The sequence below is a fragment of the Mycobacterium sp. genome, from assembly GCF_035506235.1.
Lineage (GTDB): Bacteria > Actinomycetota > Actinomycetes > Mycobacteriales > Mycobacteriaceae > Mycobacterium.
Map to the genome: position 1 here is coordinate 1 of NZ_DATJPU010000261.1, position 14805 is coordinate 14805.

At 66.9% G+C, this 14805-nt stretch carries 12 protein-coding genes and 1 pseudogene; 8 read left to right on the plus strand and 5 right to left on the minus strand.

Annotated features, from left to right (window positions below; genetic code table 11):
- The 4 genes and pseudogenes from VMD50_RS24335 to VMD50_RS24350 all read left to right on the plus strand — a co-directional run.
- Positions 1-773: pseudogene (locus tag VMD50_RS24335) on the plus strand (mammalian cell entry protein); the annotation flags it as partial.
- Positions 770-1927 (plus strand): virulence factor Mce family protein, encoded by a 1158-nt coding sequence (locus VMD50_RS24340; protein WP_325431564.1) that lies wholly within the window; start codon positions 770-772, stop codon positions 1925-1927. The pseudogene VMD50_RS24335 and the gene VMD50_RS24340, both read left to right, overlap by 4 nt.
- A complete protein-coding gene (locus tag VMD50_RS24345) occupies positions 1921-3471 on the plus strand; it encodes an MCE family protein (RefSeq protein ID WP_325431565.1) in 1551 nt (516 codons plus the stop codon). The genes VMD50_RS24340 and VMD50_RS24345 overlap by 7 nt, the downstream gene beginning before the upstream one ends.
- 165 nt (positions 3472-3636) lie before the next feature.
- Complete coding sequence (locus VMD50_RS24350; RefSeq protein ID WP_325431567.1) at positions 3637-4128, plus strand: type II toxin-antitoxin system Phd/YefM family antitoxin; 492 nt, start codon at positions 3637-3639, stop codon at positions 4126-4128.
- Positions 4129-4460: 332 nt separating this feature from the next.
- Here VMD50_RS24350 and VMD50_RS24355 read toward each other — a convergent pair whose 3' ends face one another.
- Positions 4461-5114, minus strand: a complete 654-nt coding sequence (locus tag VMD50_RS24355) for a TetR/AcrR family transcriptional regulator (protein ID WP_414686158.1) — start codon at positions 5112-5114, stop codon at positions 4461-4463.
- Between the two features lie 98 nt (positions 5115-5212).
- On the opposite strand from VMD50_RS24355, the gene VMD50_RS24360 reads away from it, so the two are divergent.
- From VMD50_RS24360 to mhpA, 3 genes are read left to right on the plus strand one after another with little or no spacing between them, the layout of a single operon-like run.
- Positions 5213-6343: a VOC family protein gene (locus tag VMD50_RS24360; RefSeq protein WP_325431569.1), complete on the plus strand. Its 1131-nt coding sequence runs from the start codon at positions 5213-5215 to the stop codon at positions 6341-6343.
- On the plus strand, positions 6340-7290 hold the full coding sequence (locus tag VMD50_RS24365; protein WP_325431571.1) for a fumarylacetoacetate hydrolase family protein: 951 nt from the start codon (positions 6340-6342) through the stop codon (positions 7288-7290). Before VMD50_RS24360 ends, VMD50_RS24365 begins: the two co-directional genes overlap by 4 nt.
- Positions 7287-8822: a bifunctional 3-(3-hydroxy-phenyl)propionate/3-hydroxycinnamic acid hydroxylase MhpA gene (gene mhpA / locus VMD50_RS24370; RefSeq protein WP_325431573.1), complete on the plus strand. Its 1536-nt coding sequence runs from the start codon at positions 7287-7289 to the stop codon at positions 8820-8822. The genes VMD50_RS24365 and mhpA overlap by 4 nt, the downstream gene beginning before the upstream one ends.
- A 12-nt stretch (positions 8823-8834) precedes the next feature.
- Here the strand turns inward: mhpA and VMD50_RS24375 are convergent, their stop codons facing one another.
- The 4 genes from VMD50_RS24375 to VMD50_RS24385 form a co-directional block, all read right to left on the minus strand.
- Positions 8835-9731 (minus strand): universal stress protein, encoded by an 897-nt coding sequence (locus VMD50_RS24375; RefSeq protein ID WP_325431575.1) that lies wholly within the window; start codon positions 9729-9731, stop codon positions 8835-8837.
- A gap of 182 nt (positions 9732-9913) precedes the next feature.
- On the minus strand, positions 9914-10759 hold the full coding sequence (locus VMD50_RS24380) for a DUF3097 domain-containing protein (protein ID WP_325431577.1): 846 nt from the start codon (positions 10757-10759) through the stop codon (positions 9914-9916).
- Positions 10760-10893: 134 nt separating this feature from the next.
- The gene (locus VMD50_RS29930; RefSeq protein ID WP_414686159.1) at positions 10894-11412 is read right to left on the minus strand and encodes a hypothetical protein; all 519 of its coding nucleotides are present in this window, start codon (positions 11410-11412) and stop codon (positions 10894-10896) included.
- Positions 11409-14126, minus strand: coding sequence for an MGH1-like glycoside hydrolase domain-containing protein (locus tag VMD50_RS24385; protein WP_325431579.1), 2718 nt, complete (start codon positions 14124-14126; stop codon positions 11409-11411). Before VMD50_RS24385 ends, VMD50_RS29930 begins: the two co-directional genes overlap by 4 nt.
- 383 nt (positions 14127-14509) lie before the next feature.
- Between VMD50_RS24385 and VMD50_RS24390 the strand changes: the two genes are divergently transcribed.
- The gene (locus tag VMD50_RS24390) at positions 14510-14797 is read left to right on the plus strand and encodes a DUF3349 domain-containing protein (RefSeq protein WP_325431581.1); all 288 of its coding nucleotides are present in this window, start codon (positions 14510-14512) and stop codon (positions 14795-14797) included.
- Positions 14798-14805 lie beyond the last annotated feature (8 nt).

Below are 14805 nucleotides of genomic sequence, written 5' to 3' on the forward strand. Positions count from 1 at the left end.
TCCAGCAGAACCGCGGGGTGCTGACTCAGGACGTCAACAACCTGGCCGATCTGACCAACACGATCCTGCAACCGGATCCGCTGAACGGCCTGGAAACCGCGCTGCACGTGGTGCCCACCGCCGCGGCGAACATCAACCAGATCTATCACCCGTCGCACGGCTCGGTCGTCGCCATTCCCGCGATCACCTTCTCCAACCCGATGCAGTTCATCTGCAGCTCGATCCAGGCCGGCAGCCGGCTGGGGTATCAAGAGTCCGCCGAACTGTGCGCGGAATACCTGGGCCCCATCCTGGACGCGATCAAGTTCAACTACCTGCCGTTCGGGCTGAACCTGTTCAGCACCGCGGAGACGCTGCCCAAGGAGGTCGCCTACTCCGAGCCCCGGCTGCAGCCGCCGAACGGGTACAAGGACACCACGGTCCCAGGGATCTGGGTGCCCGACACCCCGTTGTCGCACCGCAACACCCAGCCGGGCTGGGTCGTCGCGCCGGGCATGCAGGGCACCCAGGTGGGGCCGATCACTAGCGGCCTGCTGACCGCCGACTCACTGGCCGAACTGATGGGCGGCCCGGACGCCGCACCCCCGCCGCCGGGGCTGCAGACACCACCGGGACCGCCGAACGCGTACGACGAGTACCCCGTGTTGCCACCCATCGGCGTGCGGGCCCCGCAGGTCCCCATCCCGCCGCCGCCACCCGGGCCGGGTGTGGTCCCCGGACCCGTCGCACCGACGCCAGCGCAGGCGGCCGCCTCGACGGGAGCCGGATCATGAGGCGCGCCTTGGCTATTCGGGCCCGGAAGGGGTTGGCTCTGCTGGCGGCCGCCGTGGCGCTGACGTCGTGCGCGAAGTGGCACGGAATCGCCAATGTGCCGATGCCGGGCGGCCCGGGCAGCGGGCCCGGCTCCTACACGATCTACGTGCAGATGCCAGACACGCTGGCCCTCAACGACAACAGCCGGGTGCGGGTGGCCGATGTGTTCGTCGGCACGGTGCGCGCGATCAGTCTGAAAAATTGGGTCGCGACGCTGACACTGCGCCTGGACAAGGGCGTCAAGCTGCCCAGGAACGCGACCGCCAAGATCGGGCAGACGAGCCTCCTGGGTTCTCAGCACATCGAGCTGGCCGCGCCGCCCAACCCGTCCCCGGAGCTGCTCAAGCAGGGCGACACCATCCCGCTGAAAAACGCGTCCGCTTATCCCACGACCGAGCAGACGCTGGCCAGTCTCGCCATGATCTTGCGCGGGGGCGGCATCCCCAACCTCGAAACGCTGCAGAACGAGGTCTACAACATCGTGAACGGGCGGGCCGACCAGATCCGTGCCTTCCTCGGCAAGCTGGACACCTTCACCGCCCGACTCGACGAGCAACGCGATGACATCACCCGAGCCATCGATTCCACCAACCGGCTGTTGGCGTACGTGGGTCCCCGCTCGGACGTCCTCGATCGAGTCCTCACCGAATTCCCGCCACTGCTCAAGCATTTCGCCGACAAGCAGAACCTCCTGATCGACGCGGTTGACGCGACGGGACGGCTCAGCCAGGTCGCGGACCAATACCTGTCCGCCTCGCGCGGCGACCTGCACCGGGACCTGGTGTCGCTGCAGTGCCCGTTGCGCGAACTCGGCCGTGCCTCGCAGTATCTGATCCGCGCGCTCAAGCTGATCCTCGTCCGGCCGTTCGACATCGACGCCGTGCCGAAGGCGTTTCGCGGCGACTACTTCAACCTGTCGCTGACGCTGGACCTGACCCTCAGCTCCGTCGACAACGCGGTCCTCACCGGGACGGGATTCTCCGGAGCGCTGCGCGCGCTCGAGCAATCGTGGGGGCGCGACCCCGAGACGATGATCCCCGACGTCCGTTACACGCCGAACCCGAACGACGCCCCGGGCGGGCCGCTGGTGGAAAGGGCGGACAGGCAATGCTGACCCCCTTCGTCAAGCGCCAGCTGATCCTGTTTGGCATCCTGAGCTTGATCACCGCGGTCGCGCTGGGCGGGTACTACCTGCAGATTCCCACCGCGGCAGGGATCGGCCAGTACACGCTCAACGCGGACCTGCCCGCGGCGGGCGGTCTGTACGAGACGGCCAACGTGGCTTATCGCGGTGAAACCATCGGCACGGTCACCGCCGTCGAGCCGACCGAGACGGGCGCGCGGGTGATCATGCGCATCGCCGACCGCTTCAAGATCCCGATTGACGCGACGGCGAACGTGCATTCGGTGTCGGCGGTCGGCGAGCAGTACCTGGACCTGGTGTCGCCCGGCAACCCGGGCAAATACTTCTTGCCGGGACAGACGATCACCAAGGGCACCGTGCCCACCGATATCGGGCCGGCGCTGGATGCCGCCAACCGCGGGTTGGCCGCGCTGCCCAAGGACAAGATCGCCTCGCTGCTTGACGAAACAGCCCAAGCCGTAGGCGGATTGGGGCCCGCACTGCAACGACTGGTCGATGCGACGCAGGCGATCGCCGGCGATTTCAAGACCAACATCCAAGATGTCAACGACGTCATCCAGAACTCCGGTCCGATCATCGACAGCCAGGTCGACTCGAGTGACTCGATTGAGCGCTGGTCACACAACCTGGACATCCTGGCCGCGCAGAGCGCGGGCAACGACCGGCACGTGCAAAGCATCCTGACGCAGGCGGCGCCGACCGCCGATCAGGTCAACGCGGTGTTCGGCGATGTCCGCGAATCGCTGCCGCAGACACTGGCGAATCTCGAGATCGTGCTGGACCTGCTGAAGCGCTACCACAAGGGCGTCGAGCAATTGCTGGTCGCCTATCCGCAGGGCGCCGCGGAAGGCCAAACGGTGACGACGCCTTTCCCGGGCTACGCGGCGCTCGGCACCTCGCTGACGATCAATCAGCCCCCGCCGTGTCTGACCGGGTTCCTCCCGGCGCCCGAGTGGCGTTCTCCGGCCGACACCAGCCTGGCGCCCATGCCGTCCGGGACGTATTGCAGGATCCCGCAGGACGCTCCGGCCAACGCCGTGCGCGGGGCGCGCAACCTGCCCTGTGTCGACGTCCCCGGTAAACGCGCCGCGACGCCGCGGGAGTGCCGCGACCCCAATCCGTACGTTCCGTCGGGCACCAACCCGTGGTACGGCGACCCCAACCAGATCCTGACCTGTCCGGCGCCGGCGGCGCGCTGCGACCAACCGGTGAAACCGGGGCAGGTGATGCCCGCGCCGTCGGTCGACAATGGGCTCAACCCGGCGCCCTCCGACCGGGTCGCGGGCACGCCGCCCCCCGTCAGCGATGTGCTGCAGCGGCCGGGATCGGGGACGGTCCAGTGCAATGGGCAACAGCCGAACCCCTGCGTCTACACCCCGAACGGACCGCCCGCGGCCGTTTACAGCCCCCAGAGCGGCGAACTGGTGGGGCCCGACGGCGTCAGGTACGCGGTCGATAATTCCACCAGAACGGGCGACGACGGATGGAAGGACATGCTGGCCCCGCCCCGCTGAAAGCCGCTGGCGCGTCAATCACACTGGTGTGCAACGCTTTTCGCGTTACCGTGAAGCAGCTCGCCGTCCGAGCACGCGCGCCGTTGACACTGACCGCACGTACAGTCATATACTGGGCACGAGCGAAACGGGCGCCACGCCTTGAGCGCCCCGAATCGGAGCGAAATGCGCGAAGTGATTGGCCTGGGCCAACTCCGGAGCGACGCGTGCGCGTATCTCGAGCGCGTTGCCGCCGGCGAGACGATCGACGTCGTCCGCCGGGGCAAGCTGGTGGCACAAATCGTGTCCGTCGGCGACTGGAGGGTGGCTCCCATCCCGGCCCGATCGGTCAACGACGCGGCACCGGTGGCCGGCGGGTGGGTCGGGCTCGACGAACTGCGAACGCGAGCCGGGCGGTGCTTCGACCGGGTCGCGGCCGGGGAGACCATCAACGTCGTCCGCGGCGGCAGGCTGCTGGCGCGGATCGTTTCGGCCGGCGACCCCGGCACGACCCGCCGCGCGGCCGACGGTGGTCGGCGAATCGAGCTCGACGAGCTGCGCAAGCGCGCGGGTCGCTATTTCGACCGAGTCGCGGCGGGGCAGACGATCGAGGTCAGTCGCGGCGGCGAGCTGGTTGCCCGCATCGTGTCAGCCGTCGCGCCCGCGCCGTCGCGCTGATCTTCGGCCGATTGCCGATCGCCGGGCGGGGTACCCGGCAGCCTTGGCTCACACCGTTTTGGACGCGGCAATTTGGGTAGGCTAACCTAACTGTAATCGATAGGAAGGCTAACTGTGCCCGTCGCGTTTCCCATTCATCCACAGGCCGATCCATCCCGCCGCGCCTGGCTGACGTGCCCGAATTGCAGTTGGGGCCGCAACAGATGTGCGGAGTGCCAAAGCCGGCGCAACTGCGGCGCGCATTGGCAGTACCTGCTGAGCAATCAGGCGACGCGGGTCAACCTGCAATGCCCGGGCTGCGCCACCCTGTGGTCCACGGACACCCGGCATCGCTAGGGCTGGGCGAACGCGTCGTCGGGCAGCGGCCGCTGGCAGACCGCGTGCGCCTCGTCGGCGCTCAGCCCAAACAGGCGCAGTACGCTTTCGGTGATGCCGTCCGCGGCCCGCGCGTCGTCGCGATCCGGGTCGTCACGCAGCAGCTTTCCGAGCCCCAACAGCGCGCCACCGGCCACGGCGAGGGCAAGTTCGGGGTCGTCGACCGTGAACCGCCCGGCGTCGACGCCGGCCTTGATGTCGCGCAATGCCCGCGGAGCCAGGCCGCGATCGGACGACAACAGTGCGAGCCCGTTGGCCAGCAAGATGTCGCTTTCCTGCGGGCGGCTACGAAACAGGCGGCCGGTCATTCGGAAACTGGTGGCGAACGTTTCCGCCGGGTCGTCGATCGACTCGGTGAGCCGGTCCAGCATCGCCCCGTACGCATCGAGCACGTCGGCGACCGCCGCCTCGAACAACTGCTCCTTGCTGTCGAAGTGGTTGTAGAACGATCCCATCCCGACGTCGGCCACCCGGGTGATCTCCAGGACGGGCACGTTGACCTTTCCCTCGGCGATCAGCCGCTGCGCGGCACCGATCAGCGCCGCTCGGGTGCGCTGTTTCCGCCGTTCCAACCGGCTGGGCGACTCCGCGCCCTCAGGCATCGCGCTCATCTTTAGCAGTATGCCTCACTTCTGATGATTTCGTCAGCACCTCTTGACCAAGTGCCATCCCGTATGTGACGATTTCGTCAGTTAGTTTGGAGATGGCGATGAACCTGACGAAAAACGCCCACCAAGATCTGCACAGCGAAAAGGGCGCGCTGCGGGGCGAGCACCCCGGCCGGTCCCGCAATCCGGTCATCAAAGTGGCCGACCTCGCGTGGCTGGAGTTCGAAAAGCCCGACCTCACGCGCGCCGAGGCGTTCGCCCAGGCCTTCGGCTTCCAGACGGCGCGGCACCTGCCCGACGAACTGCACTTGCGCGGCACCCGCGCGGGCGGTCCGTGCGTGATCCTGCGCCGGGGGCCGCAGACGCGATTCGCCGGCGTGGCGTTCCAGGCAGGCGATGAGGCCGACGTGCTGCGGCTGGCCGACAAGTCCGGCGCTGCCGTGCGGCCGCTGCCCGAAACCATCGGCGGCCTGGCGGTCAATCTGACCGACCCCAGCGGCACACCGGTCCGCGTCGTCGCCGGCATGCACGAGCTGCCCGAGCTGCCGGGCCAGCGGCCCCATGCTTTCAACTTCGGCGGCGAGGTGCGGCGCACCAACGTCGGCCAGCGGCCCCCGCGGGTGCCGGCGCGGGTGGAGCGGCTGGGTCACCTGGTGATGCAGTCGACCAAGTACCTCGAGGCGCTGAACTGGTATCTGGACAACCTCGGGATGATCGTCAGCGACTTCCTGTTCTTCCCGGGCCAGCGCCAGCGCGGGCCGACCATGAGCTTCATCCGCTGCGATCGCGGTTCTACCCCAGCCGACCACCACACGCTGGCCATGGCGCTGGGTCCGGCCAACCGTTACGTGCACTCCGCATACCAAGTCAGCGACCTCGACGCGCTGGCCGCCGGCGGCGAATACCTCGGGGAGCGCGGATACCGCCGGTCGTGGGGCATCGGCAGGCACATCCAGGGCAGCCAGATCTTCGACTACTGGCGCGATCCCGATGGTTTCCTCGTCGAGCATTTCGCCGACGGTGACCTGTTCGATAACACCGTCGAGCCCGGCTGGGCGCCGTTCACCGCGTCCGGTCTGGCCCAGTGGGGGCCGCCGGCGACGAAGGACTTCCTCGGCTTGGACGTGAAATCGGCTCGGCACGAGTTGGTTTCGATGATCAGCGCGTTGCGCGCAAGTAACGAATTCGATGTCAACCGCCTCGTCGGCCTACTGAAAGTGCCTACCTCATGAACGTTTCCGTGCTGCACACCGCCGACTCCTGGTGGCTCAAGACCCCCAACGGAGCCGCAAAAATCGACACCGTCGCCACCACTACCGCCGGGCTGCTGAGCGACCGGACGGCATTGGACGCCGCGATCCGGGCGGCCGCCGCCAGTGCCGACACCGTCGACGTGGACAGCCTCAAGCTGGTCTCACCGGTCACCAGGCCGTGCCGGGTGGTGGCGCAGATGACCAACTTCGCGTCGCACGTCAGGGATGCGGGCATGGACCCGGGGACGGTTCCGCTCACGTTCTTTCGTAAGGCGTCGGCGTCGATCAACGGCCCGTTCGACGACATCGTCAAGCCCGCACACGTCAAGCTCCTCGACTACGAGGTGGAGATCGGGTTGGTCATCGGGCGGCAAATCCCCATCGGCACAACGATTTCCGACGCCAACCTCGCCGACTACATCGCCGGTCTCGTCGTCACCAACGATGTTTCGGCGCGTGACATCCAGCTTCCGCAGACCCAGTTCTACGAGGCCAAGTCCTACCCGACGTTCACGCCGGTCGGGCCCGAACTGGTCCTGCTGACGGCCGACGAACTGAAGCGCTTCGGCGATCTGCGGCTGCGCCTGAGCGTGAACGGCCGCGAGCGGCAAAACGCGCTCGTCGAGGGCGACATGCTGTACCGGCCGTTGGAGGCGCTGCAGTCGCTCACCCAGTTCCAGGAGCTCGCCCCGGGCGATCTGATTCTCACGGGCACCCCGGTCGGCACCGCGCTGAGCGCCCCGCCCAAACCGATGCAGATCATCGGAAACCTCTTGCCACCGGCGGTGAAGTGGAAGATGTTCTTCTCGCGCCAGGCCGGCAACCGGGACTACCTGCAGGACGGCGACGTCGTGGAGGCATCGGTGGCCACCGATGACGGCGCCATCGATCTCGGAACCCAGCGCGCCAAGGTCCGATTCGCGTGAACGCCAACGCAATTCGGCATGTCCCGGTCGTCATTGTCGGCGCCGGACCGACCGGCATCACCGCCGCCACGCTGCTGGCGCAGCGCGGGGTCGAGTGCCTCATCCTCGACCGCTGGCCGGGGGTGTACCCGCAGCCACGGGCCGTGCACCTCGACGACGAGATCTACCGAATCGTCGCCCGCCTCGGCTTCGCCGACGAGTTCGCCGCGACTTCGTGGCCCACACTGGGATTGCGGCTGGTCGACAACCGATCCGGACAGTCCCGCGTGCTTGCCGAGTTTCACCGCGACCCCGCCCTCAGCCCGAACGGTTTCCCGCAGGCCAACATGTTCGACCAACCGGAATTCGAGGCGCTGCTGCGCGCGAACCTCAAGCGGTACCCGAACGCCCAGTTACGTGGGGACGCCGAGGTCACCTGGCTGACCGAGGGCGAGAACGGCGTGCGCGTCACCTTCACCGATCGCTCCGATGGCTGCGTGCAACAGATCGACACCGACTACCTGCTGGGCTGTGACGGCGCCAACAGCCTGGTGCGCGCGCAGATCGGTTCGGCCATGGGGGATTTGAGATTCGAGCAGCGCTGGCTGGTCGCCGACGTCGCCTGCGACGCCGATCTCCGGCAATGGGAGGGCGTGCACCAGGTGTGTGACCCGGTTCGCGCGGGCACCTACATGCGCATCGGACCGGGCCGTTACCGGTGGGAGTTCCGGTTGCTGGAGGGCGAAACCGCCGACGACTTCGGCACCCTGGACGCGTTGCGGCCACTGATCGCCCCCTGGATCGCCGGCGTCGCCGATAGCGAATTGCGACTGCTGCGGGTTGCCGAGTACACCTTCCGCGCGCAGATCGCCGACCACTGGCGCCGCGGGAACATCTTCATCCTCGGCGACGCGGCACACCTCACTCCCCCGTTCATCGGCCAGGGAATGGGGGCGGGGATGCGGGATGCGGCCAACCTGGCCTGGAAGATCGCGGGCGTCCACAACGGCGCCCTCTCGGCGGACGTCCTCGACACCTATGAGCGCGAGCGCAAGCCGCACACGCGCCACATGATCCGGCTGGCGCTGGGCGTCGGGTGGGCGATGACCGGCGGCGGTCGAGTGGGCGATGCGGCCCGCCGCCTGCTGCTGCCCCGGCTGCGGATGATCCCGGGGCTGCGCGACAAGGTGGTCGACTCGACCACCCCGCCGCTACACGCCTCCGCGCTGGTGTGCAAGTCGCCTCGCCCGCGCCAGCTTGCCGGCACGCTGTGCCCAAACCCGTTGCTGCCCAATGGTCAACGGCTCGACGACCTGATCGGCACCGGCTTCGCGCTGATCACCGCTTCTCAGCCCGGCGCTGCCGAGCAGGAACTACTCCATCGGCGTGGCGTCGTCGTCGTGACCACCGAACCCGGCAGTGCGCTTGACGCGTGGCTGCGCCGGGGCCGCGCCACCTCAGCGATGGTGCGCCCGGACCGTACGGTCATGCGCGCCGGGCGCGACGTTGCGGCGTTATGCGCCTGGACCGGCACCGTCCTACACGCCGTTTAAGTCGCCGAGCGACTACTCCTCCTCTTCCGGCGGCGAGGGCCTGGCGACGATCACCGGTATATGGACGGAGTGCAGGACGGTGTTGCTCACCGAGCCCAGCAGCATGCCCGTCAGACCTCCCCTGCCATGACTGCCCAGGACGACGAGCTGGGCGGACGCCGCCTCCTCGATGAGGTGTCGCGCCGGCCGGTCGCGGAAGACCCGTCGATGCACCGTCACGTCCGGGTAGCGTTCCCGCCAGCCCGCCAGGCTCTCGGCGAGGCTGCGCTGCGCCTCCTCCTCCACCGTCGCCCAATCCAGGTACGGAACTTCGGTCGTGACGTCGCTCCAGGCGTGCAGGGCAACGAGGTCGACCCCGCGACGAGAGGCTTCGTCGAACGCGAGCTCCGTCGCGCGTTCGGAGATCGGCGAGCCGTCGATCCCGACGAGCACGGGTGCGTCAGGCCGGTCGGGTTGATCTTCGTCGTGGACGACGGCGACCGGACAATTCGCGTGCCGCACCACGGTCGAGCTGACCGAGCCGAGCACGCCGCGGGCCAGCAATCCCCGCCCGGAGGTGCCCACGACGATCATTTCCGCCTCGTCGGACATTTTGATCAGCGCCGGCGCGGGGGCGGAATACACCAATTCCCGGCCGACGGTGATCTTCGCGTCCGCCGGCATCGCGTCCTCGGCGATCTTGACCGCGTGCATGATGGCCTTCTTGCCGTCGTCCTCGAGCCGTATCGCCAGGGACTCGGGGTACGGGACCGGCGGATAGGTCGCGGTGGGCGTCGCCACCGCGTGGACGACGGTCAATGGAACGTTTCTCATCACCGCCTCGCGGGCCGCCCAGCACGCGGCGGCATTTGCTGCCGGCGAGCCGTCGACCGCGACGACGATGCCCAGACCCTGAGTAGGTGTCGACATTTATGTTCTCCCTTCGTCACCAGCGACGCTATCGGGCGGTGGCCCATCGGTCGTGAGGCTTTAGTCCTCAACTCCTGGGGACATAGGGCTGTGTGGAACCCGTTGGGGCCGTTAAGTTCCGCGGGATGTAACCGCCGCGTCACTCGCTGGTCGCGGGAAAGTGCGTCGAATGGGCACTCCTTTCAGGGCCCGGGCGGTTGCGTCACGAAGTCGATGAGTTCTTCTACGCGGCCAATGAGTGCCGGTTCCAGATCGTTCCAGTCGCGCACCCTCGAGCGGATTCTCTGCCAGGCCCGGGCGATGTCCGCCTGGTTGGCGTGCGGCAGGCCCAGCGCCGAGCAGGCACCGTGCTTCCACTCCAGGTGCCGCGGGACGGTCGGCCAGGCCGGCAGGCCGAGCCGCTGCGGCTTGACCGCCTCCCAGATGTCGACATAGGGATGACCGACGACGAGGGTGTCGGGGCCGCCCGGCCCCCGTCGAACCGCCTCGGCGATTCGTTCCTCCTTCGAACCCGCGACGAGGTGGTCGACGAGGACCCCGAGCCGGCGACCGGGACCGGGTCGAAATTCGGCCACGATGCTCACCAGATCGTCTATGCCGCCGAGGTGCTCGACGACCACGCCCTCGATGCGCAGGTCGGCTCCCCACACCTGTGCGATCAGTTCGGCGTCGTGGCGGCCCTCGACATAGATCCGGCTGGCCCGCGCGACGCGGGCACGCCCTCCGGGTACCGCGACCGAGCCGGACGCCGTCCTGCCCGTGGCAGCGGGCGCCGAACGGCGCGGCGCGGTGAGGATCACCGGGCGTCCCTCGAGCAAAAACCCTGGGCCGAGCGGAAAGCCGCGAATATGGCCGTGCCGGTCCTCCAGGTCGACGCGACCGTATTCGACCCGCACCACCGCGCCGACGTAGCCGGTCTCCACGTCCTCGACCACCAGGCCGGCCTCGGCCGGGTACTCGGTCGAGCGGGGCTTGCGCTGGTCTGCGGCGAGGACTTGGATTCCAAAGGTTCCATAGCGATCAACCACCCGGCAATACTAGGAAGCCTTGCGGCCAAATGCCGTTAGGGCGCGCCCGGTACGCCGAGGAAGCTTGGGCATCACCTGGCTAACGGCCAGATCGCAGGACCACCGCGGACCGCGGTCCGACCTCCAACTGTCGTTTAGCGTGTCCGGTTGGTGTGGGGTCGAACGAGTCGCACACGGCCTCCCAAAGGCGGAGCACAAGATTTCCAGGGACGGAGAAAGTATGGTGACGGGCGGCAGCACGGCACAAACCAGGCTCCGCCGGACGTGCTGGGCTGAGTCCAGAGGGCTTGGCGCCGAGGGGTTTTCCAGCAAATGAGCGACGACTTCCGGCCCGAACCGCACGTCGCCCGCGATTGCGCGTGCGTAGGGTCCAGCAGCAGCTTGGCGGGGTTGTAACGAAGCCCGCGTCCGGGATCGAAGGGGCCGCTGACCTGAAATCCACAGGCCCGTCCTGGCCCGACCCCGGCCACGAAGCCGTGCCAGACGTCGCCGTCGCGGTCGGGCATCACCAGCTGTGTCTCCGCTCCGTCGGCCTCGAAGAGGCACAGGCTCACCTCGTGACCGCCCGAGGCCACAGCGAAGTTTGTCCCCACCACGTCGGGCGTAGCGCCGAGCGGGTCGGGTCGGCCGGGCACAATTTTCGCTGTCGTCATGCCTCCTTTTGAGACACAAGAGTTTGAATGACCTCGGACGCGCTCGGAAGGGCGTGGTGGCGGCGGCGGATCACGTCCGCGACGAGCCCGGTCCACCCGGTCTGGTGGCTGGCGCCCAGGCCGGCCCCGTTGTCGCCGTGAAAGTACTCGAAGAACAAGAGGTTGTTCCGCCACCGCGGGTCGGTCTGCATCCGGTCGACCGCGCCGAAGCACGGCCGGCGCCCCCGCGGATCGACGACGAAGAGCGAAACAAGCCGGTCCCACAAGTCGGCCGCGACCTTGTCGAGCGTGACGCTGGTTCCCGATCCCGTGGGGTACTCGACCGTAAAATCGGCTCCGAAGAACTCGTGGTACCGCTCAAGCGCAGATGCCGCCAAGTAGTTCAACGGAAACCAGACGGGCCCACGCCAATTCGAATTCCCGCCGAACATAGCCGTGGTCGATTCCGCGGGCTCGTAATCGACAGTGGCGTGCAGGTCCTCGATGTCGAGAACATAGGGGTGGTCGCGGTGGAAAGCGGACAACGACCGCAGCCCGTACGGTGACAGAAACTCATCGGGGTCGAAAAGCGTTTGGCACAGCCGCCGTAACCGATCGAGCCCTATGACGCCGACCAGAAGCCGCCGTTTGCCGGGATCCCCGCGAAGTATCCCGGCAGCGGTCATTTGGTCGGTGTCGCCGAGGCCGTGTCGGCGCAGATAGTCGGCGAATCTCTTGTCTGTAACCAGGGTCTGGTCGATGGCCTCCTCATTGACCACACCCGCGGCCAGCGGTGGGATCATTGCCACCATCGAGCGCACCCGCACGGGCACCACGTTGCCGTCGCTGAGAACGATGCGGTCGTAAAACATTCCGTCGTGCTCGTCCCAGACGCCAGAGGTCTCGAGGGCCTCGGAGATAGCAGCGAAGTGCTCGAGGAACTTCTGAACCAGGTCCAGGGCCGGCCGCTGCCGCACGCCGTGCAGGATCGCGGCGATCGTCGCCATGGACAGCGCGTAGGCCGCCATCCAGCCGGTGGCGTCCGACTGCTCGAGGAGGCCGTGGACGGGCAGGTTCGACCTGTCGAACGGACCGATGTTATCCAGACCCATGAAACCGCCTTCGAACAAGTTCGATCCGTTCGAGTCTTCGCGGTTGACCCACCAGGTGAAGTTCACCAGTAGCTTGTCGAAGATACTGCTCAGGAAGTCAACGTCACGGCCGCCGTCGATCGCGAACACTTCGAGCGCCGCCCACGCCAGCACTGGAGGATTGACGTCGCCGAAGTCCCATTCATAGGCGGGTACCGCCCCAGTGGGGTGCTCGAACCACTCACGGCACAGTAAAAGCAGTTGATATTTCGCGAACGTGGGATCGAGATGCACGAGCGCCACACATTGGAAAGCCAAGTCCCACGCTGCAAACCACGGATATTCCCACGTGTCGGGCATCGACATCACGTCGAACGCCTGGAAGCTGCGCCACTTGGCGTTGCGGCCTCGCAGTCGTCGAGCCGGGGGGGCGGGCTGCGCCGGATCGCCGTCGAGCCAGCGCCCGACGTCATAGTTGTAGAACTGCTTGCTCCATAGCATGCCGGCGAACGCCTGACGCATTATCGAGGCTTCGTCGTCGGAAGCTTGAACGGGCGTGAGCTCGGCGTAGAATTCGTCCGCTTCGGCGCGGCACCGGTCCAGCACGCGTGTAAAGTCGGCGGACAGTGCGTCCGCGTGGTCCTGGTGCGAGCCGGCCGGCCGCAGCCGCAACCGTAGCTCAACGGTCTGCGCCGGATCAACCGAAACCTGGTACCAGGCAGCGCATTTGGTTCCTCGCATCGCAGGGTTGACACTCTTGGAGCCAAAGACAACATGGTCGTTGATACCGTCCTTGGGCCAGCGTGTGGGCATCGAAACGCCGTACAACCGTGCGACATTCGTCTCGTTGTCGCAGAACAACATCCCTGGGTCGGCTCCGTCCGGAGCAGGCCCCACCAGCAACTCGAGCTCGCCGAGGAACGGGTGATCGATGGATACCAACCGGGCTCCGGTCGCGGCCAGGCTCGGTGGGGTCGCCCCGCTCTCCCATGACCAGGTGTTGCGGAACCACGCCGTCGGCAGGACATGGAGAAGCTCGGTGTCTGGCCCGGCGTTGGTCACGCGGATCGACATCAGGATGTCCGTGGGGTCATTCTTGGCATAACACACGTCAACGACCCAATAGCGGTCGTGGTCGAATATGCCGGTGTCAAGGAGCTCGTACTCGAGGTCGGACCTGCCCCGCCGGCGGTTCTCGTCGAGCAGCCTTTGGTATGGGAATGCCCGCTGAGGGTAGTGGTAGCGCCAAGTGTTCCAGACATGGCTGGGGACGGCGTCCAGGAACCACCAGTACTCTTTCACGTCCTCGCCGTGATTGCCTTCGGCGCCGGTGAGACCGAACGCGCGCTCTTTGAGGATGGGGTCTTGACCGTTCCACAACGCCAAGGCCAGGCACAACCGCTGCTCAATGTCGCAGAAGCCGGCCAAGCCGTCCTCTCCCCACCGGTAGGCACGGGAGCGCGCGTGGTCATGCGGCAGGTAGCTCCAAGCGTCGCCGTCGGCGCTGTAGTCTTCGCGGACTGTGCCCCACTGACGTTCGCTCAGATAGGGGCCCCACAGATACCAGTCGCTGGCCTGTCGCATGCCTTCGTCGAGCCTGCCGAAACCGTCGACCCGCTGGCGTTCCACTCCACTGGCTGGCATCTAAGTGCGTTCGCTCGATCAGCGGTTGAGCTGCGCCGCGTGCGTTCGGTAGGACATCGGGGAACTCCCTCAGCCGATTCCGGTTACAGAAGTATCATCGCGAACCGGCCTGGCGCCGTCATTGTCCCACAACACAAGAAAAACCACCAAAGGCGGTGAATCGCTCACAGCGAGTCCCGTCATTGTCGCCGGATCACATTGTTTGCGCCTCGGACCTGTGGTGGTTCACAGCCGGTAAAGCCTTAAGAATTCGTGGGCAAGTCTGAAAAATCCATAAATTAGTCGTGAGTAACTGCGTGGCCTTACCGGGCTGATGACGTCACCACTGCTAGGTTGCTAACTGCCGCTAATCCACAGCGTGTGGCGGTGAGCGAGGTGGACGTATGGACCTGTCCCATTGGGTGTCGAGCATTGTCGCTTTCGTGCGCGCCGGTTACCCCACCGGCATGCCGGTTACCGGGTACGTGCCGCTTGCCGCTTTGTCGCGCCGGCGCGTATCCAACGACGAGATCACCACCATCACAAGAGAACTGATCACGCGCCGGTGTCCGCCGATCAGCACCACCGATGTCGGGGTGGCGATCACCCGCGTCACCAACGAGCTGCCCTCACAGGAAGACATCGATCGCGTGCAACGTCGGCTGCATGCGATTGGATGCGCGCGCGGGTAGCCTCGGGC